Annotated in this window: 8 protein-coding genes and 1 tRNA gene; 5 read left to right on the top strand and 4 right to left on the bottom strand. The window is 64.5% G+C overall.

Features of this window, described 5'->3' with window-relative positions; all coding sequences use genetic code 11:
• Positions 1-91: 91 nt before the first annotated feature.
• Entirely contained in the window at positions 92-15,694 is a 15,603-nt protein-coding gene (locus AAG591_RS09210; RefSeq protein ID WP_342530894.1) for an autotransporter-associated beta strand repeat-containing protein, read from the bottom strand.
• A gap of 245 nt (positions 15,695-15,939) precedes the next feature.
• Here AAG591_RS09210 and AAG591_RS09205 point away from each other — a divergent pair, with 245 nt between their 5' ends.
• Positions 15,940-16,881 carry a LysR family transcriptional regulator gene (locus AAG591_RS09205; protein WP_342530893.1) on the top strand — a complete coding sequence of 314 codons (942 nt, stop codon included), beginning with the start codon at positions 15,940-15,942 and terminating at the stop codon, positions 16,879-16,881.
• Between the two features lie 482 nt (positions 16,882-17,363).
• On the opposite strand, the gene AAG591_RS09200 is transcribed toward AAG591_RS09205, so the two are convergent.
• Positions 17,364-17,454, bottom strand: a tRNA-Ser gene (locus AAG591_RS09200).
• 82 nt (positions 17,455-17,536) lie between these two features.
• Here AAG591_RS09200 and AAG591_RS09195 point away from each other — a divergent pair.
• The 4 genes from AAG591_RS09195 to AAG591_RS09180 all read left to right on the top strand — a co-directional run bounded on the left by AAG591_RS09195 (position 17,537) and on the right by AAG591_RS09180 (position 20,468).
• Positions 17,537-17,947 (top strand): metallopeptidase family protein, encoded by a 411-nt coding sequence (locus AAG591_RS09195; RefSeq protein WP_342530892.1) that lies wholly within the window; start codon positions 17,537-17,539, stop codon positions 17,945-17,947.
• A gap of 63 nt (positions 17,948-18,010) precedes the next feature.
• The gene (locus AAG591_RS09190; RefSeq protein WP_342530891.1) at positions 18,011-18,955 is read left to right on the top strand and encodes a peptidylprolyl isomerase; all 945 of its coding nucleotides are present in this window, start codon (positions 18,011-18,013) and stop codon (positions 18,953-18,955) included.
• Entirely contained in the window at positions 18,955-19,938 is a 984-nt protein-coding gene (locus AAG591_RS09185; RefSeq protein ID WP_425341656.1) for a peptidylprolyl isomerase, read from the top strand. Before AAG591_RS09190 ends, AAG591_RS09185 begins: the two co-directional genes overlap by 1 nt.
• Positions 19,935-20,468, top strand: a complete 534-nt coding sequence (locus tag AAG591_RS09180; RefSeq protein WP_342530888.1) for a GNAT family N-acetyltransferase — start codon at positions 19,935-19,937, stop codon at positions 20,466-20,468. Before AAG591_RS09185 ends, AAG591_RS09180 begins: the two co-directional genes overlap by 4 nt.
• Here AAG591_RS09180 and AAG591_RS09175 read toward each other — a convergent pair.
• Positions 20,465-20,827 (bottom strand): VOC family protein, encoded by a 363-nt coding sequence (locus AAG591_RS09175; RefSeq protein WP_342530887.1) that lies wholly within the window; start codon positions 20,825-20,827, stop codon positions 20,465-20,467. The genes AAG591_RS09180 and AAG591_RS09175 overlap by 4 nt on opposite strands.
• Complete coding sequence (locus AAG591_RS09170; RefSeq protein ID WP_342530885.1) at positions 20,824-22,917, bottom strand: RelA/SpoT family protein; 2,094 nt, start codon at positions 22,915-22,917, stop codon at positions 20,824-20,826. Before AAG591_RS09170 ends, AAG591_RS09175 begins: the two co-directional genes overlap by 4 nt.
• Positions 22,918-22,926: the final 9 nt, after the last annotated feature.

The following is a 22,926-nucleotide window of genomic DNA, read 5'->3' as shown; positions in this document are numbered from 1 at the left end:
AAAGCCGGGCCGCCCGTCGTCACCGATCGGGCGGCCCGAAATCGCCCGCCTCTGGGCGGACGGGCGATGATCTGACCCTAAAGGGACATGCTCAGAAACGGATGCGTGCGTGCATTTCCACGGTCCCCTGAGTGACGCGATTTCCAACGCGCGCACCTGCGCTTGCACCGATTTCGAAGCGATCGTTCGGACGCACATCGAAGCCTGCGCCGACGACGCCGACCGTCTCTTCCAGCGGGGCGCCGATGATCCGGAATGAACCCATGTCGCCCGCAGCACCTGCGAAGCACATATCGCTCACCGCGCGCCGATCGCCCCAGTAGCGTTCGACCCCGCCAGCGAGATACGGCTCGAACGTGCCGCCCGCGACAGGCATTACCGTGCTCAGGCGCAGTTGGGCGGTGCCGTAGGTGACTTCGCGTGTCTCTTTCGACACTTGCAGGTTCAGCGGGTTCGCCCCGGTTTCGTCGAAGCCGTCGCGTTTGATCCGGATATTGGTCACACCCACCATCGGCGCGAGGACGAGGCCCGCCCCAACCGGCGCGCGGTAGCCCGCGAAGCCACCGAACGTGCGGCCCGTCATGTCGATGTGCGCCTGTGCAGTCAGCGGGGAGGTATTGGCCGCGGTGACCGCACGCGTGCTATCGAGGTCGCTCTTCTGATAGGCGCCGAACAGCCCCGCGAAGGCAGCCTCGCCTTCGTAACCCAGATAGCCACCGACGTGCACGGTCTCACCCTGCATGTTCGCCCCGAGCGACCGGACGTCGTAGCTTCCATCGGTGTAGCCACCGGCCACCCCTGCCTTGAACACCCCGTAGCGTGCCTCGATACCACCAGCGAAGCCGCTGGCGTCGGTGCGCAGATCGCGCGTCACGGCATCTCCATCGAGCTGCGTGGCGCCGCCAAAGCTCTGCATCCACATCGAGACGGTCGCGATAGACGGAGCCGTCAGCGCGCTTGCTTCGCCCGCTTGCACGGGTGCCAGTGCACGGGCCTGCGTCGGAGCCGCACTGTCCGCCTTCATCAGGGCCTTGGAGTAAATGCGCTGGGTCAGCAGGTCGGCGAACCGCTGGCCTTCGATGAAGGCGGCAGTCGTTGCGCCGGTCAGGCTTTCGCCGCCCAAGCTGTCGAACGCGCGCAGCTGGTCGGCCTGATCCAGATCGGAAAGCGGCAGGATCGCATCGGCGAACGCATCGCCGATATCGAGTTGCCCGCTGCTGAGCGTGGTCGCGACCGCGATCTGGTTCGGCGTACCCCCATCGCCGAGAGCGGCACCGAAATCGAACATCCGCCGCACTTCCAGCGCCACGCCGTTCTCGACCAGATCGTAACGCAGGCGCCAGAACAGCTGCGGCGCTTGTGCCATCTGCTGGAAGCTGTCGCCATTTGCGAAGGTGCCCGTCAGGCTGTCGCCCTGCACGATCGCGTAGCGCTGGACTGCCGGGAAGCTGGTCCGCGGGTCCTCGCTCGAGATCGCCACTTGCGTGCCCGAGATGGTGATTGCACCGCTGGCGAGAAGCATGTCCGCCCCGCCGCCGAATTCCGGCGAGCGGAAGTCGAATAGCGCGGTGCCGCCGGTGAGGTCGATCGTCTGCGCGGCAATCACGCCTATCGGTGCATCTGCGATGCCGGGGGAAACCGTGCCACCCGTCATGGTCAGTCCGGATGCAAAGCTCGCATTGCCGGACAGCATCCCGCCCGAAATCAGCGCCCCGCCGCCGCTATTGCCGACGAACCGCAGCGTACCGCCCTGAACCTCGAGATTGCCGGTCCAGCCCAGCTGGTCGCCCAGCAGCGTAAACATGCCGCTGCCCGTCTTGGTCAGCGTCCCGGTGCCGGTGAGCAGGCCGCCGAAGCCGGAATCGAGCCCCGTGCCGCCCAGGGTCAGCCGCCCGGCCCCCAGATCGAGCGTGCCCATCCCGTAAAGCGCGGCAATCGTCTCGCTCGTCCCGGCAAGGTCGAACGTTGCGTTCTCGTCGACCTGCACACTCGCGCTATCGGCGAGCCGCTCGTTGGCCCCGAGGCGAAGCGTGCCAGCACCGATCGCTACGATGTCTGCCGCCGACGTCCCGCCGAGCACGGACGTGCCGCCCGTCTGGAACAGCGTGCCCGTGCCGAGGTTGGCATCGACCTGCGCATCGGCAAGCCGGTATCCAGTTGCGCTCAGCGTCCCCGAACCCGCCAGGACGCCATCGACCAGTTGGACCATGCCAACGGTGTCGGAATGACCTTGCAGATCGAACGTCGCGTTTTGAACCGCCACCACCGTGTCGTCCGAAAGCGCATTGTCCGCGCCGAGAATCAGAGCCCCGTCCGTTACCGCGGTAATGCCGGTATAAGTGTTGGCCCCGGTGAGGGTCAGCGAGCCCGTGCCGGTCTTCACGAAGTCGCCCGTGCCCGAGATGGTGCCACCGAAGGTGGTGTCGTCGCCGTTGAGGCCGGTGATCAGGCTGTTCTCGCCAAGCGAGACAGCGGTGGCCGCCCCGCCGTCGAGCGAACCGACTGCTTCGTCGTCGGCGATCTCGAACCGCGCATCCCCGCGCAGGACGAGGGCGGAGGCGTTGGAAACGGCCGCGCCGCCGCTTGCTCGCAACGTACCGCCCAGCACCGCGATGGTGCCGGTCAGCCCCTCGTTATTGCCTGCCAGCTCGAGCGTGCCCGCGCCATCGACAATCAGGCCCGTGGTAGGGGACACACCCGCGATCCCGGCTTCGACCCGCGCGATGCTGTTCGCGTCGGCCACCGTAATCGTGCTGGCGATGCCACCGTCGCTGCTGGCAATTCCTGCAAAGGCGTTCGTCGCAGAGCCGTTCGCGCCGAGAACCGGGGTCGCGCCGTCACCCGCGTCGGCGATGACGTATCCGTCCTCGTCGAAGCGCATTGCGCCGAAGCCGACATAGCCCGCGCCGTCATCGACCGAGACCGTGCCCGCCGTTCCGCCAAATACTGCGGTGACCGGAGGGTTGGCAGTACCCTGCCACGAGTTGTTGAGCGCGCCGGTGGCGGCGGTCCAGTTGGTTGTCCCAAGCGCATTGGTCCACACGCCCGCTCCACCGTCAGCCACCCCGTCGCCGACCGAAGCCGAGCCGTCCCAATACTGGGTGGAGAGGTAGCCCACCTGCACGTTGAGGTACTGTCCGTTGCCGGTGGTATAGATGCGCGAGCCTGCCGCCGCATTGGCGAGAGTGACTGCGCCGACCGCGATGCTGCCTGCACTGCCGGTATTGACGAGGCGATAGCTCCCCGCGCCCGCATTGTTGAGGTCGAAGGTGCCGCCGTCGATCACCGCGCTGCCCGCCAGGATCAGGTCGTTGGTGGCTCCCCCGATGACATCCGCCGTGCCGAGATCGTAGGTGGCCGTACCGCCAAGCCCGAACGTCCCGTCGATGCCGACGGTTGCTGCGCCACCGATGGTCCCGGGGGCGAAGGTAGCATCGGCGAGGATCGTCACATCGCCCTCGAAGCCCCCGATGCCCGCGACCGCGCCGCCATTGGCGACCAGGTCGCCCGCGATGGTGCCGTTGTTGGTCAGCAGGCCTGCGGTCTGCTCGACCCGCGCCGCGAGAGTGCCGGCAACCATGATCTCGCCGCTATTGCCGATCAGGTCCGCCGCCAGCGTGCGGCTATCGGCGATGGTCAGCCCGGCATTGCCGCCCGCGCCATCCGCTCCGGACGAGGTGTTGACCAAGGTGCCGACCCCGGTGAGGTCGCCACCGGTCACGGCCAGCACTGCATTGCCGCTATTGCCGATGTCCGAACCGTTCGATGCCAGATCGCCGGTGACGGTGAACCGCCCCGCACCTTCGTTGGAAATCGTACCATTCGCCGCACCCTGTGCGCCGAACGTTCCTGCGTTGACGACCGCTCCGCCCAGGGTGCCGCTCGACGATAGAGTCGCTCCGGCACGGTTGCTGACGCTCCCGGTGACATTGCTGGTCGCGCCGAGGATCGCGGAACCCTCGTTAATGAGGCTGGCCAGCGTGCCGCTGTTGTCGAGCATGCCGGTGTTGCCAACGTCACCTGCGATGCCGCTGTTGGTGAAGGCTGCACGGTTGATCACGGCTGCCACCGTGCCGCTATTCGCCAGCATCCCCGCCTGCACGTCGATCGTGCCTGCATAGGTGTTTGCGGCCGTCAGGTTGAGCGTGCCGCTGCCAACCTTGGCCAGCGTGCCGCTGCCGGACAATACGCCATTCTGTGTGACGCTGTTCGCGTCGGTATCGAAGGCAACCGTCCCGTCGAGAGCAATCGCGTTGGCGATGGTGAGATCGGCGACGAAGCCGATCGCCGTCCCATCCTCCGCGCTCAGTGTGCCCGTTCCTAGTGCCGTGTCGCTACCCAGCACCAGCGCGCCGTCTTCCAGGCTGGTTCCGCCGGAGTAGCTGTTGTCGCCCGACAGGACGAGCGTGCCGAGATCGGTTTTGACCAGGCGGGTTGCGCCCGCGATATCGGCTATGATGGTGGTGGTGACATTCGCACCGGTTGCGGTGCCATCACCCACGCGGATAATAGATTCCGCGCCGCCGGTCAGCGTCAGCATATCGCCGTCGATGACGTAGCCATCGGTCACGAACTGCGCGCCCGAAGCGGTCACATCGCCGAGCGAGGTATCGATGGTGACAGTACCCGCCGCGCCCTGGAAGATCGCATAGGTCCCGTCGTCGTACGCGCCGTTGAAGGCACCGTTTGCGCCAGTCCAGTTGAGGTTACCCGTGCTGTTCTGCCAGACGCCGTCGCCGCCATCGATCGTGCCGTTGCTGGCTCCCGCAGCGCCATCCCAGAAACCGAAGGTCATCCCGACGGTGTTGATCAGGTTGACCTGGTTCGCGACCGAGGTCTGGATGTACAGGTTGGCCGTCGGCGCCGACCCGAGCACGAGACCATTGTCGGTCAGCGCGCCGTCGTAATTGAACATGCGGTAGATGCCGGCCCCAAAAGTGCCGCCCGCCGTCCTGCTGACGTTGAGCGTCCCGTCGAGAGTCAGATCGCCGCCGACATTGACCAGATCGTTGAGCGAACCGCCCGCGACCCCGGCTTCGCCGAATTCGAAATTTAGGATCGACCCGGACGAAAGCGCGAGGTTACCGTTGATGGTCAGCGTGCCCGGGCTGGTGCCCGGATTAAGCGACGCACCATCGGCCAGCGTCACGTCGCCGCCGATCGTGCCGTTGCCGCCCAGCGTCGCACCGTCGAACACGCTCGTCAGACCCGTCGCCGTGCTTTGGTCGCCGTTCACCAGCAGCGTGCCGCCCGCGACGTTGGTGCCGCCGGAATATGTATTGGCGCCGGTCAGCGTCAGTGTGCCGGTGCCGGTCTTGGTCAGCCCGAGGGTCCCGCCGAACGCCTCGCCCAGCGTACCGCCGAACGTGGTCGACGTATCATCGCCGCCTACGCTGAGGGTGTTCGAGCCGAACACGCCAGCCACCGTCAGGCCCGAGCCCGAAAGCGATCCGATCGTCTCGTTCTGGCCGACGTAAAGCCGCCCGCCATTGCCCACAACGCGCGCAGTGTCGGCAATGGTGCTGGCACCCGATGCCGTCAGCCACAGCGAGCCGCCGTTCATCGTCACATCGCCGGTGAAGCTGTTGCCGGAATTGAATTCGACATTCAGATAATCGACCGTGACGCCGCCCGATCCGGTCGCGATTCCGCCGTTGACGTTCACATCGCCGAAGCCGCCGGAACCACCGAACGTGACGTTCCGATCCATGCCCGCGATAGCGCCATCGAGATCGAGATCGCCACCGGAGGCGGCCGTAATCGTCGCGTCGCCATTCAGGGTCACCGTGCCGGTGATGGTTCCGCTACCGGTGAGCGCGCCGGTTCCCAACGCGCTACCACTGATCGAAATGTTTTCTGCAATCCGGGCGTTGTCCAGCACCAGCGTTGCACCGTCTTCGATCGTCGTGCCGCCGATGGTGCTGCCCAGCGCCTTGTTGCTCGCCACCGTCAGCGTGCCGGACCGGACGATGGTTTCGCCATCATAGCTGCTGTCGCCCGAAAGCGTCAGGTTGCCAAAACCGGTCTTGTTGAGGGTTCCAGCGCCTGAAATCGCGCCCGACAAGGTGCCTCCATTGGCGGCGGTGTCGACCGTATATTCAAAGGGCAGCGCAATATCGTTCGTCAGCGTCAGGTTCGCAGCAGCGAATCCGAGCGTCCCACCTACGGCCGAAAGCGTGCCCGTGCCGAGCGCGCTGTTATTGCCGACGAGGATCGTCCCCTCGGTCATCTCTGTGCCGCCGCTATAGGTATTGGCCCCATTGAGCGTCAGCGTTCCGGTGCCGAACAGGCTCAATGTGCCGGAGCCCGAAACGACGCCGTTCTGTGTGGCAGATTCCCCTTCGTCGACGCCCAGGAGGGAAATTCCGTTGAGCGTCAGCGCATTCGCCAGTGCGATACCATCGCCGTACGTCAGCGATCCGAAATCGCGGATACTGACATTTCCCGTACCCAGCGCGGAATCGTTCAGTACGGTGATCCCGTAGGTCTGAATGTCGGTTCCGCCCGAATAGGTGTTGGCACCGTTGAGGGTGAGCGCCGCGTTGGTCGTCAGGCTGCCCGTACCCGAGATGACACCGAACTGGTCCGCCCTGCCAGCGGATGAAACCGACAGATTGCCGTTCAGGACGATCGCATTGGAAACCCTGAGATAGCTGGCCCCGTATCGAAGCGACGTGCCGTCGGCTGCCGTCAGGGTACCATTACCGAGCGACTGGCCGCTTCCGAGCACGAGGGTGCCCTCGTTGAGGAAGGTGTCGCCGGTAAAGGCGCTTCCCCGGCCGATGGTGAGGCTGCCCGAACCGGTTTTGGTCAGCGGGCCATTGCCCATCAGCTGACCGGCAATGGTCGCGCTGCCGCCGCTCTGGTGAATGTCGAGTGCGCCATCCATCCACACGCCGTTGGCCATCCGGATTCCGTCGGCAAAGGCGACGGTGGTGCCATCGCTGGCCATCAATGTGCCGTAGCTGAGGGCCCGATCGTTCGCGATCGTGAGCGTTCCGGCGACGAGGGCATTATTGCCATTATAGGCGTTGGCGGCCGAGAGAACGAGATTGCCGTTGCCGCTCTTCGTGAAATTGCCGAGACCGGAGATGACGCCACTCTGCGTCGCCGTTCCACCGCTCTGGTCGAACGTGACCGTGTCGGTCGTGATCACCCCATTGGCGATGTCGATGCCCGAACCGTACGAGATCTTCGTACCGCCGATTGCGTTCAGCGACCCTGCGCCAAGCGCATTATTGCTCGCCAGCGCCAGCGTTCCGCCGTTGAGATACGTGCTGCCGGTAAAGGTGTTATTGCCCGACAACGTCAGCGTGCCTGCGCCGGTCTTGCCGAGGTTCCGAGCGCCCGAAATCACGCCGCCGAACGTGGCGGTGGTACCGGCATCGGTGTCGATCGTGCCGTCGATGATGAGAAGCACGTTACGCGACGTTGTGAAATTCGCCGAAGTCTGCAGCGTTGAGCCCGACCCGGCGAAGGTCAACTCGCCGCTTTCAGCGCCCAGTGCGGCGTCGTCGGCAACGCGGATCGTCCCGGCGTCGATCCTGGTTCCACCGGTGTAGCTATTGTCGCCAGAGAGGATCAGCGTTCCGAAATCGGTCTTCACGAGCTGCGTATCACCCGCGATCTCTGCCGAAATCGTTGCGGTGGTGTTTTCTGCTGCGGCGGTACCGTCGCCCACACGGACGGTCGATTGCGCGCCGCCGTTCAGGGTCAGCGTATCGCCATCGATTATGTAGCCGTCGGTAACGAACTGGAGGCCAGACGCCCTTACTGGGCCCAGCCCGGTATACACCGAGACCGTGCCGGCAGTGCCCTGGAAGACCGCGAAAGTGCCGTCGGCGTAGGTGCCGTTGTACGTGCCGTCCGCGTTGGTCCAGTTCCTGTTGCCCGCGCCGGACATCCAGGATCCGCTGCCGCCGTCGACAGCATCGTTGTCTTCTCCCCCGGCACCATCCCAGAAACCAAGGTTCGCACCGGCGGTGTTGATCAGGTTGACCTGGTTCGCGACCGAGGTCTGCACGAACACGCTGTCGTTCGGCGCCGTACCCAGGTCCAGGCCGTTGTCGGTCAGTGTGCCGCCGTAGTTGAACACACGGTAGACGCCCGCACCGAAGGTGCCGCCCGCCGAGGTTCTCACATTGAGCGTGCCGTCGAGCGTCAGATCTCCACCGACATTGACCAGATCGTTGAGCGCACCGCCAACGACCCCGGCTTCGCCGAATTCGAAATTGAGGATAGACCCGCCCGACAGAGCGAGGTCCCCGTTGATGGTCAGCGTGCCCGGGCTGGTGCCCGGATTGAGCGAAGCGCCATCCGCCAGTGTCACATCGCCGCCGACAATGCCCTTGCCGCCCAGCGTCGCACCGTCGAACACGCTTGTAAGACCTGTCGCCGCGCTCTGGTCGCCGTTCACCAGCAACGTGCCCGCCTGAATGTCGGTCGCTCCGGTGTAGGTATTCGCCTCCGTCAGCGCGAGAATGCCGCTGCCGGTCTTGGTCAGACCGCTATTGTCACCCTCGATCAGGCCGCTCTGCGTCGCGGAACCCAGACCTTGGTTCAGGATGACACCGCCGGTCAGACCCACGCGATTGCCGATCGTGACACCGTCCGCGTAATCGACTGTAGAACCTGCTGATGCCAGCAGCGTGCTGGTGCCTAGTGCCGCATCGTTCGCCAGCGTAAGCGTGGCGTCCACCAGCCCCGTATTGCCGCTATAGGAATTGGCACCGGACAACTGCATGTTGCCGGAGCCCATGATGAGGAACATCCCGGCGCCCGAGATGCCGCCGTCCACACCTGCATTCGTGTCGCCGATATCGAGTGTCAGCCCACCCTGAAGATTAATCGCGTTCGACAGCGCTAAGTCGGTTGCGCCGAAGCCGATGGTCGCATTGCGGGCCGTGATGGTCCCGGTACCAAAGGCGCTGTCGTTGCCGATGACGACGGTCCCGGCATTGAGCACCGTTCCGCCGGTGTAGGTGTTGGTGCCAGTCAGGGTCAGCGTAGCCCCGCCGTGCATCGTCAGCGTGCCTGCGCCGATCTGCACGTCGGATGCGATGTTCACATTGCCTCCGATCGCCAGGTCGTGGGCTCCCGATACACCGCCGTTCAGCGTGAGCGTGCCGGAGTAGGAAGCGATCGTGGATGCTGCGTCGAGCGTGATCGAACCGTCGATGCCGACTTGCCCGCCTCTCTGTTGCAGCGCGCCGAGACCGAGCACACCCGTGCCGGAGAGATGGAGCGATTCGGCAAGGTCGAACGTGCCATTCAGCGCAAGCGAGGCGCCGTCGCGCACGATCGTGCCACCCTCCGTGCTACCCAGCGCAGACGCACTGGTTGCGGTAAGGGTGCCTTCGGCAACCACGGTATTGCCATAATAGGTGCTCGCCCCTGACAGGACCAGATTGCCCGCGCCCGTCTTGGTGAGAGAACCTGTATCGAACTGGGTGATCCCCCCAGCGAAACTTGCGTCGCCCGCGGACTGGTCGAACGCGATATCGCCCGTAAATTCGAGATCGTTGTCGAGGCCCACGGCGCTCGCGAGGCTGATGGTGGTCGCGTTGTTGGCGAACATGTCGCCGGTTCCGACAGCCGAACTGTTCGTCAGCACGAGCCTGCCGCCGTAAAGGTACGTGCCACCCGAATGGGTGTTGGCGCCCGAGAGCGTGACGGTGCCCGATCCGAACAGGGCAAGCACGCCACCACCCGTGATCGTTCCGGCGATATCGGCATCGTAGCCGAAATTGTCGATCTTGGCGCTCACCGCGTTGATGTTGATCGCGCGCGAGGTGTTCCAATAGCCACGCAACTGCAAAGTGGCATTATTAAAGCCTGAGAAGGTAAGCGCACTCGATGCAGCGCCCAGCGATGCGTCGGATCCGATTGCAAGCACGCCGCCGCTGATCCGTGTCCCGCCGGTATAGGTGTTCGCGCCGTCGAGCAGCAGCAGGCCGGTACCGACCTTGTTCAGGGTCCCGTCGCCCGAAATCAGCCCGGTCTGTTCGGAAGTACCAGTGGTGGGACTGAGCTCGACGACGCCGTTCAGTGCGATCGCGTTGCCGATCGTTACGCCGTTCGCATATTCGATCAGCGTGCTGTCGGAAGCGGTCAGCGCTCCCGTGCCCAGTGCGCCATCGTTCGCAAGACGCAGCCCGCCCGAGGTAAGGAAAGTGCCGCCTTCGTAGGTATTGTCGCCCGAAAGGGTCAGCGTTCCGCTCGACTCGTTGGTGAGCGACCCGCTCCCCGAGATGATTCCGCTGAGCGTTCCGCCGGACAGGTACACTCCGACGCCGAGATCGCCGTTCAACGTGACGTCGTTTGCAAGATTTGCTGGGTTGTTGAAGGTCAGCCGGGTGCCATCGGCAGCGGTCAGCGAACCGGTGCCGAGCGCGCGGTCCGACAACACGAAGAGCCTGCCTGCATTCAGCAGCGTACCACCCGAAAATGTGCTGTCGCCACCTAGGGTGAGGTTTCCGGTGCTGTCTTTCGTCAGCATGCCGGTGCCGATGTTCAGGGCACCCTCGATAATGGTATTGCGGCCCCCGATGATTTTAAGGTCGTGATCTCCGGTAATCCCGCCGGCGATCCGGAAACTGGTTACCTCCGAGCCGATCGTGGATGCGTCGGCGAGCGTGATCGGCCCAGAAACCGTTGCACTGCCGCGGGTGGCGCGCAGCGCGCCCGTGCCGCTTAGACCAGCGCCCGAAATCGTGACGCCTTCCGTCAAGGTGACCCCATCGAGGGTAAGCGAGGCCCCATCCAAAACCCGCACACCGCCATCGGTCGTGCCAAGGGTTCCGGTGCTGACAAGCTTCAGGCTGCCAGCCGACACGAGCGTTTCACCGGTGTAGTCGTTCGCGCCCGAAATGGTCAGTTCGCCGGAGCCGGTCTTGGTAAGCCCACCCGTTCCCGAAGTGATATTTCTGAGTTCGGCAGTGCCTCCCTCCTGATCGAAAGAGACCTGTCCATTGAGCGTCATCGCATTGGTGATGCGCAGGTTGTTGCCGAAGGAAAGCCGGGTGCCGTCCGCAGCGGTCAGCGTGCCCGTGCCAAGCGCGCTGTTGTTTCCGAGGGCGAGACCGCCCTGCGCGAGCGTCGTGTTGCCGGAGTAGGTGTTGGCACCCGAAAGCCGGACGTTGCCAGCGCCGATTTTCCTCAGCCCTCCCGCGCCGGAAATTACACCGCTTTGCGTGCCTGTGCCGAAGTCTGCGTTGACGCTGACGGTACCAGCAATCGCGACCGCATTGGCGATGGTGTTGATCCCGCCATAGGTGATGGTCGTGTCATCGCTGGCGAATAGCCGACCGGAGCCAAGTGCATCATTGCCGTACAGCTCCAGCTTTCCTTCGGTCAGGAAAGTATCGCCGCTGTAGGTATTGCCGTCGAGCAGCGTCAGGGTGCCGGCGCCTACTTTGGTGAGGTCGCCCGTGCCCCGTATGTAGCCGAACATCGAGGCGTTCGTGTTTGCGTCGGTGCTGATGCGGCCCGACCCGTCCAAAAACACGTCGCGGTAGATGAAGAAATCGCGCGTCGTCCGCAGCGTCCCGGTGCCGCCGGTAAAGCGGATCGCCCCGCTCTCGTTGCCCAGCGCCGCATCCGCTGCGATGGAGATGGTGCCACCGGCAATCGTCGTGCCGCCCGTATAGGTATTTTCGCCGGTTAGAACGAGCGTGCCCGGATCAACCTTGAGCACTCCTGCCGTGCCGCTGATGATGCCCGCAACGGTCGCCTCGCCGCTTCCTACACCGAAACTTACCGTGCCCGACGCATCGCCGGTCAGCTCGATCGCGTTGGCCAGGTTGATACCATCGGCGAAGGTCAGGCCTGCACCATTCGCAGCCCGAACCGTCCCGCTGCCCAGCGCACTGGACGCTTCGATGCCCAGCGTTCCTCCGCTCAGAATAGTACCGCCGCTATAGGTGTTATTGCCCGTCAGCGTCAGCGTGCCGGTGCCGGTCTTGGTCAGCGACAGCATGCTATTGTTCTGCTCGCGCAACCGCCCGCCGAATGTGGTCGACGTGTTGGCGCCGCCGACAGTCAATCGCGCGAGCCGTCCGCTGGTCAGGAACCCGTCTATATAGACATCGCCGCTTCCTGCGAGGGAGCCGATCGTCTCGTTGCTCTGGGCCAGCCGCCAGGACGTCCCTGCGCCCAGCGTGACCGCAGCGCCATTGCCGATGGTGTCGTAGAGGTTGCCGTTGTCCGCGCCCGAAACCAGACGCCCGCCGTTTACCGTGACATCCCCGGTGAAGCTGTTGGTGCGCGTCAGCGCCACGATGCCGGTGCCGCCGAGAATCAGATTGCCGTCGCCGATCGCGAGATCGGAATTGACCTGGATTTGCGATCCCGAATTGAGGGTGAGATCGTGGTTTCCGTCGATCCCTCCTGCAAGTTGCAGCGTCGAGCCACCCGATGTGATCGTGGCATCGGCGGCCAGCGTCACGCGTCCGTTGAGTGTGGAAAATAGGGCGGAATTGCGAAGCGCACCGGCACCATTCACGCCGTTACCGGAAATCGTGATCGCTTCGGGCGTGGATACTCCCTGCAGATCGAGCGTCGCACCATTTTCCACGATGGTGTTGCCCATGGTGGTGCCAAGCGAGAAATCGCTGTCGGCAATCAGCACCCCACCGGCGATCCGCGTGATGCCGTCGTACAGCTGATTGCCCGAGAGCCGCAGGGAGCCTGCGCCGGTCTTGGTGATCCCTCCGGCCCCGGTGATGGCACCCGAATGAGCCGAGCTGCCGCCCGACTGGTTCAGAGTGAGAACACCGTCCGTCACGATATTATTGCCGATTGTCACGCCGGAGGCGAAATCCAGCGTCGTGCCGTCGGCAGACGTAAGACCATTCGTTCCAAGCGCATTATTCGACCCGACGCGGATCGTACCTGCATCGAGCGATGTGCCACCGGTGTAGGTGTTCTGACCCGTAAGTGCGAGAGTGCCCGCGCCGATTTTGGTTAGGCTGCCTGCGCCCGATACAATGCCGGCAAAGGTCGCAGTGGTGCCTGGATCCGTATTGAAGATGCCGCCGGTGTCCAGCGCGATATTGCGGGCGCTGCTGAGGTCGGCTAGCGTCCTCAGCGTTGCGCCTGTACCGTCGAAGGTCAGCGCGGCAGAATCCGCGCCCAGGACCCGATCCGCCGAAATGGCAAGCGTACCGCCCGCAATGGTGAGCCCGCCCAGGAACGGGTTGTTCTGGAAGTTGGAGGCACGCGACAGCGTCATTGTGCCCGTACCGGTCTTGACCACCGACAGGGTGCCGCCCCCGGTGATGAATTCGCCGCCGAAGCTGGTGCTGGTGTTGTCTCCACCCAGCGTCAGCACACGGTCTCCATTCCCGGCGGAGATGAAGCCGCTGGAGCCCGCAAGCGAGCCGATAGTTTCGTCCTGGTAAAGCGTCAGCCGCACGAACCGGCCCGAAGCGGTCATCGTCAGACGCGCATTGTCGTCGATCGTGCTCGCGCCACCTGCCGCCAGCTCCAGCGTGCTGGAATTGATCCTGACGTCCCCGGTAAAGCTGTTACCGGCGTAGAATGCCACTGTGATATTGTCGGCGATCACGTCGTTGTCGCCAATATCGAGATCGCTGCTGAAGGCCACCACACGCTGCAGGTTGCCGAGCCCGTTGAGCGTGAGATCGTAATCGCCGGTCACGCCCCCGCGGAAATTGATCCCGCCCTCGTTCACGACGACCCTGCTATCACCCGTCAGCGTGACGAGACCGTTGAGCGAAGTATCCCCGTTCTGGAGCCGGAACGCCCCCGCTCCCGAAGCGCCGGTGCCCGTGATGCTGATCGCATCGGCTATGTTGAGAACCGGCGCATTGAACGCCAGCGTCGCCCCATCCTGCACGATGGTGCCGCCCTCGGCGGTGCCCAGGGCGCCATTATTGGCAATGGTCAACGTGCCTTCGGAAACCGTAGTGGTGCCGGTATAGGTGTTCGCACCTGAAAGCGTCAGATTGCCGCTACCGGTCTTCCGCAAGTTCGCGGATGGGCCCGAGATCTCACCTGCAATGATGGCGCTGCCGCCGGTCTGGTTGATGGCGACAAATGCATCGGGGATTGGCCCCGTGTTTATAAGGCTAAACCCGTTCGAGAGGGTCAGCCCATCGATCAGATCGACCGTCGTGCCCCTGTCAGCGGAAACATTGATACTTCCCAGAGCGTTTGCACTGGCAATGCGGAGCGTGCCCTCTCTTACGTACACACCGCCCGACCTGGCGCTGCCGTCGCCCGACAGGACCAGCGTTCCGGCACCCCTTTTGAACAGAATCCCGGCGCCAGTATAAACGCCAGAAAATGTGGCTGTCGTCCCGGCGGAGGTCCTGATCACACCATTGCGGCTCAGGACGAGATTGCGACTGCTGGTCAGATCGGCATCGGTTCGCAGGGTACTGACATCTGTCAACGCTGTGTACGCCTCGGTGAACGTCAGCGCCCCTGAGCTGTCACCCAACGCCGCATCGCTGGAAATCGCGAGCGTCCCCGCACCGATGGTCCACGGTGTCACCTGCGCCGTGGTGCCGGTCAGCGTGAAGACAGAGGCGCCGGTTTTCTCGAAAGTGCCGAAACCCTGGTAGGTCGAGCCGAGCTGGCCGACGTTGAAGTTGCCGTCCGTGTCGCCGCCCAGCCTGAACAGATCGTCGCCATCACCAACGACATTGCCGGTGACGCTGCTGCCCGCGCGATATTCGAAGATGTTGGTGCCCGCGCCGAATGTGACGGCGTTGGCGCGGATGATACTTCCGGCACTACCGGTCCCACCCGAACCGCCGCCGCTGATCGAACCTTCGTTAATGACGGTTAGATCGGCACCGGTAATGCCCACTCCACCGAAGCCCGAGGTGCCACGACGGCCAATAAAGGTGTTCTGGGTTGCGAAACCGCCATCACCACCCGTCACCGTGCCGCTATTGGTGAAGCTGTTGCCCGCGCCGGTAAAGGCGATCCCGATGCCGCCATCGCCGCCATCGCCGCCGGCGCCGAAATCGGGAATGCCGCCATCTCCGCCATCGCCGCCGGTAACCGTGGAGCCATCGTTCGTCAGGGTGCCGTTGATCTGCGTGCTGAGCAAACCGTAGCCACCCTGGCCGCCGCCGCCCGCTCCGCCGTTGCCGAAAGAAGGGCTGCCATCGCCGCCGTTACCGCCATTTCCGCCGACGAATGCCCCTCCCGAAATGGTCTGGGTGTTGGCGCTCGTCACTCCACCGTGAGCACCGCCGCCGCCGCCGCCGGCGCCCGCGTAGCCGGAGGAATCGGTTCCTCGCAGGCCTGCGGCGCCTGGCGTAGCACCGCCGGCACCGCCTGCGCTCCCTGCAGTCTGCGCACCACTAAATACATCTGCGCCCTGTCCGCCAGCGCCGCCGTCACCACCGGTGACCCCGGCAGCGCCGCCGCCGCCGCCGCCGCCTTCGGTGCTGCCTGCGGGCCCGACTTCGGTGCCGTCGCCACCATCCTCACCATTGGGGCCGGCTCCGCCCTCGCCCCCGTTCTGGATTCCGTCTACCGAACCCCGGCGGGATTGCCCGCCATCGCCGCCGCTGCCGAAATCCTGCGCGAACGCGGGCGCACAGATCGTCAGCGCCAGCGCCGATGCCCCGCCGATCAGCGCGGCCCGGCGCAGCGCGCGGGCCTTGCGATCTGCGGAAATGCCGTTGCCACCGCTGTGCGCGACCGTGAGACCCATCGAAAATTCCCCTGTAATTCAGCGATTTGCGCGGCATAGACTCGCGGAGAATCATCGCATGCGCAGGTATTTTTGCCTGCGCGGTCAAGCAGTTGGGTAGGAAACGAACAAGCGCGGAAATTCAAATAGGACATATTCGAATAGCAAATACTAACGGCCGTTTACGCTTAATCTCCTTGAAATGCGGGAAAATCGAACGCATGACCCGGCGCAAACAAGGGACGGTTATATTTCAAAGGTGAATAATGGAGGAGACTGCGCAGGACCAACGCCATCGGGAGAGCCGCGATCTGCGCAAGCTCGATCTGAACCTCCTGATCATCTTCGAAACGGTCTATCAAACCGGCAGCGTCAGCCAGGCGGCGAGGGTGCTGGGGATGAGCCAGCCGACCGTCAGCAACGCATTGTCGCGTTTGCGAGCGCATTTTTCCGACCAGCTATTCGTCCGCGTGGATCGCGGCATGAAGCCCACCCCGAAGGCGATGAGCCTGCTGCCGCCGGTGACGGATGCACTGGGCGCGCTTCGCCGTGGGCTTGCATACGACAGCGACTTCGACGTCGCCACGGCCAACAGGCAATTCCGGCTGCTGCTCCACGATTTCAGCGTTCCGTCGGTTCTGCCGCCGCTGGTAAGGGCTCTCGATGAAGCGCATTCGGCCTGCTCGATCGAGGTCGTCACGCCGAACTGGGGACGCCCTCATGAGGCGCTGACAAATGGCGATGCGGACGTCATCATCGACAACTCCCTCCACGAGCAGACCGGCGTTACGCTGGAGCCCTTGGCGGATGCGGAGGCGGTCTGCGTCGTGCGCGAAGGCCATCCGCGGATAGGCCACGAATTGTCGCTCGAGCAATTTGCGGCCAACGGCCATGCCGCCCTGCAAAAGCAAATGCGGCTGCATCTCCCCACCGCAAGGCAAGTGCGCGCTGCGTCAATCGACCGGCGGATGGTCGTTACCCTGCCCAATGCAGCCAGCCTGGCGGTTACCGTTGCGACCACCGACCTGATTGCGGTTGTGCCGCGTCGCTACGCCGAACTCGTCGCGCCGATCCACCGGTTGAGGATCCTGCCCGTGCCGTTCGAATATCCCAAGTCGAAGATATTCCTCGGCTGGGCAACGGAGAAGGCGGATGATGCCGGCCTGCGCTGGCTGCTCAACCAGATCCGCTCGACCTTTTCGAATTGAGCCAGCCGTTTACCACGCCAACCTCAAAGTCAGGTGCCGCGCGTACCGCGTTCCTTGGGCATGCACGACACCTTCGCGTCGACCAATCGGCCATTTTCAGACCTCCCGTCGTCAATTTCGCCCGCCGCACGATGGCCGCACTTTCGGCCAGGAGCGTCGTTCGGGCAGCCGGAGGCGTCCAGCTTGGGCAGCGCGGCGATCGCGCGCCCGATCCGCCCGTCGGCTCTCCTCGCCCCTGGGGCAGCGTCGAATCCATCTTGTGCACCGCACATTGGCGGATGGTAAGAAAAACGCGAGCACGTCGGAATCACATAATATTGCGGCTGGCCACAAAGTCATGTCCAAGAATTCGGCTGCCGGGCAGCTGGCGGAGAGATCGGTACGAAGTTCGAACTCTCCGGCAGGAGCGCGACTGCGCGACCGGCTGTCAGGCCGCCCCATCGGAGGCATGAGCGAAGCGAATTGCCGCGAGATCAAAAGAATGGCGGAGCGGGAGGGATTCGAACCCTCGATACGGGGTTACCGTATACACACTTTCCAGGCGTGCGCCTTCGACCACTCGGCCACCGCTCCGCATCGCCCGTTCGGGAAGGGAGGGCACCTAGCTTCGTTCCCGGCGCTTCGCAAGGCACGGATGCTCCGCTAGGCATCTGGCATGAGAGAATTCGGCACCCCGATCACGCTCGACGAAATGGAAACTCTCGGCCTCAAGGCGATCTCCGCCCTTCCGGATGCCTTCCGCGAGCAGCTGGGCGATGTCGTTTTCGCGGTGGAGGACTTTGCCGATGCGGAGACTTTGCGCGACCTCGGCATCGAAGACCCATTCGAACTGAGCGGCGTCTACGAAGGGCACGCGCTGATAGAGCGCAGCATCGAGATGTCGGGTACCCTCCCCACCCGCATCCGTCTGTTCCGCCGCCCGATCATCGACGAATGGGCAGAGCGTGGGGACGAGACGCTCGAGCATCTGGTGCGGCATGTCGTGATCCACGAGATCGGCCACCATTTCGGCCTCTCGGACGAGGATATGCACGCGCTGGAGGACCTGGCGGACCTCGAGGATTGAGAATCCACTCGTGCCGAGCGTGCAGGGTTTGAGATAGCGCGATTTGGTGGCAGACCCTCATCCATGAAAAATGCCATCACGCTCCTCGCCGCCCTCGCCCTTGGCACCGCAGCTTTCGCGCAGGAGGCGGAGACCCCGCCGCCGCCCAGCCCCAAGGAGGTGCTCGACGCGGCACCTGCCGATGCGTGGCAGGTGATTGCGCCCGACGACCTGCTGGTGTTCCAGCTCGCCCCCACGGCCGTGGGCAGCGAGCGGCGGATCGTGGTCCAGCTGATGGACGCGCCGTGGAGCCAGAAGTGGGTCCGCAACATGCGCAAGCTGGCGCAAGGCGGTTGGTGGGATACCAATTCCTCGGTCTATCGCATCGCGCCCGGCTTCGTCGCGCAATGGGGCGACCCAAACGAAGATCGCGCTCCGATGGAGGGGCTGGAGGAAGTCGGCCGCGCCGATCTCATCCACCCACTGTCAGAGCCGGTCTCGCTGGCGAATCCGTGCGAAGACCGCGTGTTCGATAATGCGTTCTGCGATGCCTACGCACCGGTCGCCATGTTCAAGGGCGGCTGGCCGGTCGCGACCGACGGGACGGCGGACTGGCCGCTGCACTGCCCCGGCATGGTCGGGGTGGCGCGCGACGTCGATCCGGCGACCGGGCGCGGCGACACGCTCTACACGATCATCGGCCACGCGCCGCGACGGCTCGATCGCAACCTCGCGGTGGTCGGCCGGGTGGTCGAGGGGCTGGACCTGTTGCGCACCCAGCCTCCGGGCGCGGGCGAAGTGGGCTTCTATGCCGAGGGGCAGGATCCGCTTAAGATCGAGTGGGCACGGGTGGCGAGCGATCTCGAGCTCGGTGCGCGCCCGCATTACAAGTATCTGAAGACCGAGAGCGACACCTTCGCACAGTGGCAGAGCGCGCTGATCCAGCCCAACCCGTTCTACAGCGAGCCGCCCACCGACTACGATATCTGTGCGCTGACCTACCCGGTGCGCGAGGTCGCGGGCGAATGATGCTGCGTCAAGGGGCGCTCGCTCTCGCCGCGCTGGCGCTGACCGCACCGGGGATGGCGCAGGACGCTGTGCGGTCGCCGGACCAGATCGTGGCCGCCGCGCCTGCGCGCGACTGGGTGACGATTGCGCCGCAAGACCTGCTGGTGATGACGCTCGCCCCCGATGCGGAGGGCAATCCGCGCAAGGTGGTGATCCAGCTGATCGGCGCGCCTTTCAGCCAGGGCTGGGTCGACAATATCCGCACGCTCGCCCGCGACCATTACTGGGACGGGATGGCGATCCTGCGGGTGCAGGACAATTATGTGGCCCAGTGGGGCCAGCCAGACCCGGGCATGGGGATCGCGGAAAAGCCCGTGCCCGAGGGGCTGAAGCGGATGAGCGACGCGGATTATACTGCAGGGTCGCCCAACTGGCTGACCTCGTCGACCTTGCGGGCGACCAAGGAACCGCAGGTCATAGGCGATTGGCCCGCTCCGATGTTGACCGATCCCTATGGTGACTACGCCACCTTCCGCGAGGGGTGGCCGATTGCCGGTATCCAGCAGATGCATATTGCGCGGCAATGGCCCGTCCATTGCTACGGCATGGTTGGCGTGGGGCGCGGGAATCCGCCCGACACGGGCGATGGGTCGCAGCTCTACGCCGTGATCGGCCATGCGCCGCGCCATCTCGACCGCAATCTCGCAGTCGTGGGCCGCGTTGTCGAGGGGATCGAGCACCTCTCTAGCCTACCGCGCGGCAAGGGGCCTGCGAGCTACTATGCGGACCCGGCCAAGCGCGTGCCGATCCTCTCGGTCCGCATTGCCGCCGACCTGCCCGAGAGCGAGCGCCCGCATCTCCAATATCTCTCCACCGAGAGCGAGAGCTTCGCACGTTACGCGGACGCGCGCGCCAACCGCCGCGATCCGTTCTTCGTGGCGTCGGCAGGTGGCGCAGATATCTGCAACATCCCTGTCCCGATCCGCGCGGTCGCTGCCGAGTGAGCGCCTTCGCGCTGCGCACTGCCACCGCTGCCGATGCGGAGGCGATTGCGGCGCTTCATGCGGCCAATTGGCGCAGCGCCTACGCAGGCATCCTCGACCCCGCTTACCTCGCCGGGCCGGTGATCGAAGACCGTCGCGCGGTGTGGCAAGAGCGGCTCGCCTGCCCTGCCCCCGACATGGAAGTCGTCATAGCGGAAAACGACCAAGGCATCGTCGGCTTCGCCAGCCTGTTCCATGAGCGGGAACCAGCTTGGGGCGGGTTCGTCGACAATCTCCACACCGCCGCAGCGGTGCGCGGTCAGGGTGCGGGCAAGGCCTTGCTGGTCGAGGCTGCGCGCCGCACCGCCGCGCATGATCCCGAAAAGGGTCTCTACCTGTGGGTGTTCGAGCGGAACGAGAGCGCCGTCGGCTTCTACCTTGCGCAGGGCGCGACCATTGCCGAGCGGCTCACATCCGACTGGGACAAGGCACCCGACGAAATCCGTTTCCGCATGCACTGGCCCAGTGCCGAAGACCTCGCGCGCCGCTAGGCCTTCTGCATGAACTCCAGCCGGTTGCCGAAAGGATCGTCCGCGAAGAACCGCTGGTAACCTTCCACCGGTTTGTCGGCGCGGCATTCCACATCCGCTGCTTCCAGTCGCGCTCGCAATTCCTCTAGATCGCCTACAAGAAACGCCGGATGCGCCTTTGTCGCAGGGCGGAAATCGGGATCGACGCCGATATGCAGCGACACCGCCCCCGCCTCGAACCAGCAACCCTCCGGCGAAAGCGTGTCCGGTTTGGGCACTTCGCGCATGCCGATCAGGTCGACGAAAAAGGCGCGCATCCGGTCCTCGCCACCGCGCGGGATTGCCAGTTGCACGTGATCATAGGCGAGCAGCCCGGTCATACCCTTTCCGCCTGCGCGACCGCGTCGCTCGCTCGCAGCGCGCTCAGAATGCGGGTGAGGTGGGCAAGGTCCTGCACCTCGATATCGATCTCGTAGGTCGCGAAGGGGTCTTCGATCCGCACCTTGTCGAGGCTGCGCACGTCGGCATTGTTGCGCGCGACGATATTGGCCATCTCGGCGATCGTGCCGCGCCGGTCGTACAGCGTTACCAGCAGCCGCCCCGTCGCCATGCCCGAACGGCTGCCCCAATCGAGATCGAGCCAGTCGTTATCGATCCCGTTGGCAAGGCTGAGGCACTGGATATTGTGCACCTCCACGCTTTCGCCCTTGCGCCTGAGACCCACGATCCGATCGCCCGGCACGGGGTGGCAGCATTCGGCAAGCGTGTAGGCGTTGCCCGACTTGAGCCCCTTGATCGAGATCGCCTGCTTGCGGTGCCGCGTCCAGTCGGGATCTTCCTCGAAATCGGCGGTGCTGCCGGGGACCAGCGCTTCCATCACCTCGTGATCGGAAATCTCCGCCGCGCCGATCGCGTACATCAGGTCTTCCTCATCCTCCATCCCGAGCCGCTTGAGCGCTTCGCGCAGCGCCTTCTTGCCCACCTTGGCCGGGGTGCGGGCGGCGATCTGGTCGTAGAGTTTGGAGCCGAGTTCGGCGATGTCTTCGCGTTCCTTGTTGCGCACCGCGCGGCGGATCGCGGCGCGCGCCTTGCCCGTCACCACGAAGGCCAGCCACGAAAGCTGCGGCTCCGCCTCGCTGCCCTTGATGATCTCGACCACGTCGCCGTTCGACAGCGGCGTGCGCAGCGGCATGTGGCGTCCGTTGATCTTCGCACCGACGGTCGCCGCGCCCAGATCGGTGTGCACGGCGAAGGCGAAATCGACCGGTGTCGCGCCCTTGGGAAGCTGGAACAGTGCGCCCTTGGGGGAGAAGGCGAAAATCCGGTCCTGGTAGATCGCCAGCCGCGTGTGTTCGAGCAGTTCGTCGGGATCGTGGCTGGCATCGACGATTTCAATCAGGTCGCGCAGCCAGCCGACCTGGCCGTCGGGCCGGTCGTGCTGCTTGTAGGCCCAGTGCGCGGCGAGGCCGAATTCGTTGGTCCGATGCATTTCCCGGGTTCGTATCTGCACCTCCACCCGCATCGAATTTTCGTAGATCAGCGAGGTGTGCAGGCTGCGATAGCCGTTGCTTTTCGGGGTGGAGATGTAATCCTTGAACTTGCCGGGAATGAACTGCCACACCGTGTGCAGCACCCCCATCGCGCGGTAGCAGTCCTCGACGCTTTCGGTGATCACGCGAAAGGCGAAGATGTCGGTCACCTGATCGAACGGCAGGTGCCTCTCGGCCATCTTCTTCCAGATCGAATAGGGATGCTTTTCGCGCCCCGACACCTCGACGCTCAGCCCCGCTTCGGCCAGCGCCTGTTTGATCGCGAGCGCGATCGCGTCGACCTGCCCGCTGTCCTGGCTGCGAATTTCCGCCAGCCTGCCAGTGATCGTGGCGAAGGCTTCGGGCTCCAGCTGCTCGAACGCGAGCGCCTGCATCTCGCGCATGTATTCGTACATGCCCACCCGCTCTGCCAGCGGGGCGTAGATATCCATGGTCTCGCGCGCGATCCGGCGGCGCTTCTCTTCCTTGCTGATGAAGTGGAGCGTGCGCATGTTGTGCAGCCGGTCGCCCAGCTTGACCAGCAGCACGCGGATATCCTCGCTCATCGCGAGCAGGAACTTGCGCAGGTTCTCCGCCGCGCGCTCGTTCTCGGGCAGCTGCTCGATCTTGGAAAGCTTGGTGACGCCATCGACCAGCCGCGCGATCTCGGGCCCGAAATTGGCCTCGATATCCTCGATCGTGGCGAGCGTATCCTCGACCGTGTCGTGCAGCAGTGCGGTGGCGATTGTCTGCTGGTCCAGCCGCAGATCGGTCATCAGCCCGGCAACCTCGACAGGGTGGCTGAAATAGGGGTCCCCGCTCGCGCGCTTCTGCGTCCCGTGCTTCTGCACGGTATAGACATAGGCGTGATTGAGCATCGCCTCGTCGGCGTCCGGATCGTAGGCTTTGACCCGCTCAACCAGTTCGTATTGCCGCAACATGGCTCAGAT

It is taken from the genome of Citromicrobium bathyomarinum (assembly GCF_038594485.1).
Classification (GTDB): Bacteria; Pseudomonadota; Alphaproteobacteria; order Sphingomonadales; family Sphingomonadaceae; genus Alteriqipengyuania; species Alteriqipengyuania bathyomarina_A.
Note: the sequence above shows the minus strand (reverse complement) of the source record. Positions and strands in the feature narration are given on the sequence as shown.

What these genes read in the sequence shown, in the direction of transcription:
- AAG591_RS09205 (WP_342530893.1), top strand. Translation starts at nt 15,940, where the DNA reads ATGGAGGAGACTGCGCAGGACCAACGCCATCGGGAGAGCCGCGATCTG.
- AAG591_RS09195 (WP_342530892.1), top strand. Translation starts at nt 17,537, where the DNA reads ATGAGAGAATTCGGCACCCCGATCACGCTCGACGAAATGGAAACTCTC.
- AAG591_RS09185 (WP_425341656.1), top strand. Translation starts at nt 18,955, where the DNA reads ATGCTGCGTCAAGGGGCGCTCGCTCTCGCCGCGCTGGCGCTGACCGCA.
- AAG591_RS09170 (WP_342530885.1), bottom strand. Translation starts at nt 22,917, where the DNA reads ATGTTGCGGCAATACGAACTGGTTGAGCGGGTCAAAGCCTACGATCCG.
- AAG591_RS09175 (WP_342530887.1), bottom strand. Translation starts at nt 20,827, where the DNA reads ATGACCGGGCTGCTCGCCTATGATCACGTGCAACTGGCAATCCCGCGC.
- AAG591_RS09210 (WP_342530894.1), bottom strand. Translation starts at nt 15,694, where the DNA reads ATGGGTCTCACGGTCGCGCACAGCGGTGGCAACGGCATTTCCGCAGAT.
- AAG591_RS09190 (WP_342530891.1), top strand. Translation starts at nt 18,011, where the DNA reads ATGAAAAATGCCATCACGCTCCTCGCCGCCCTCGCCCTTGGCACCGCA.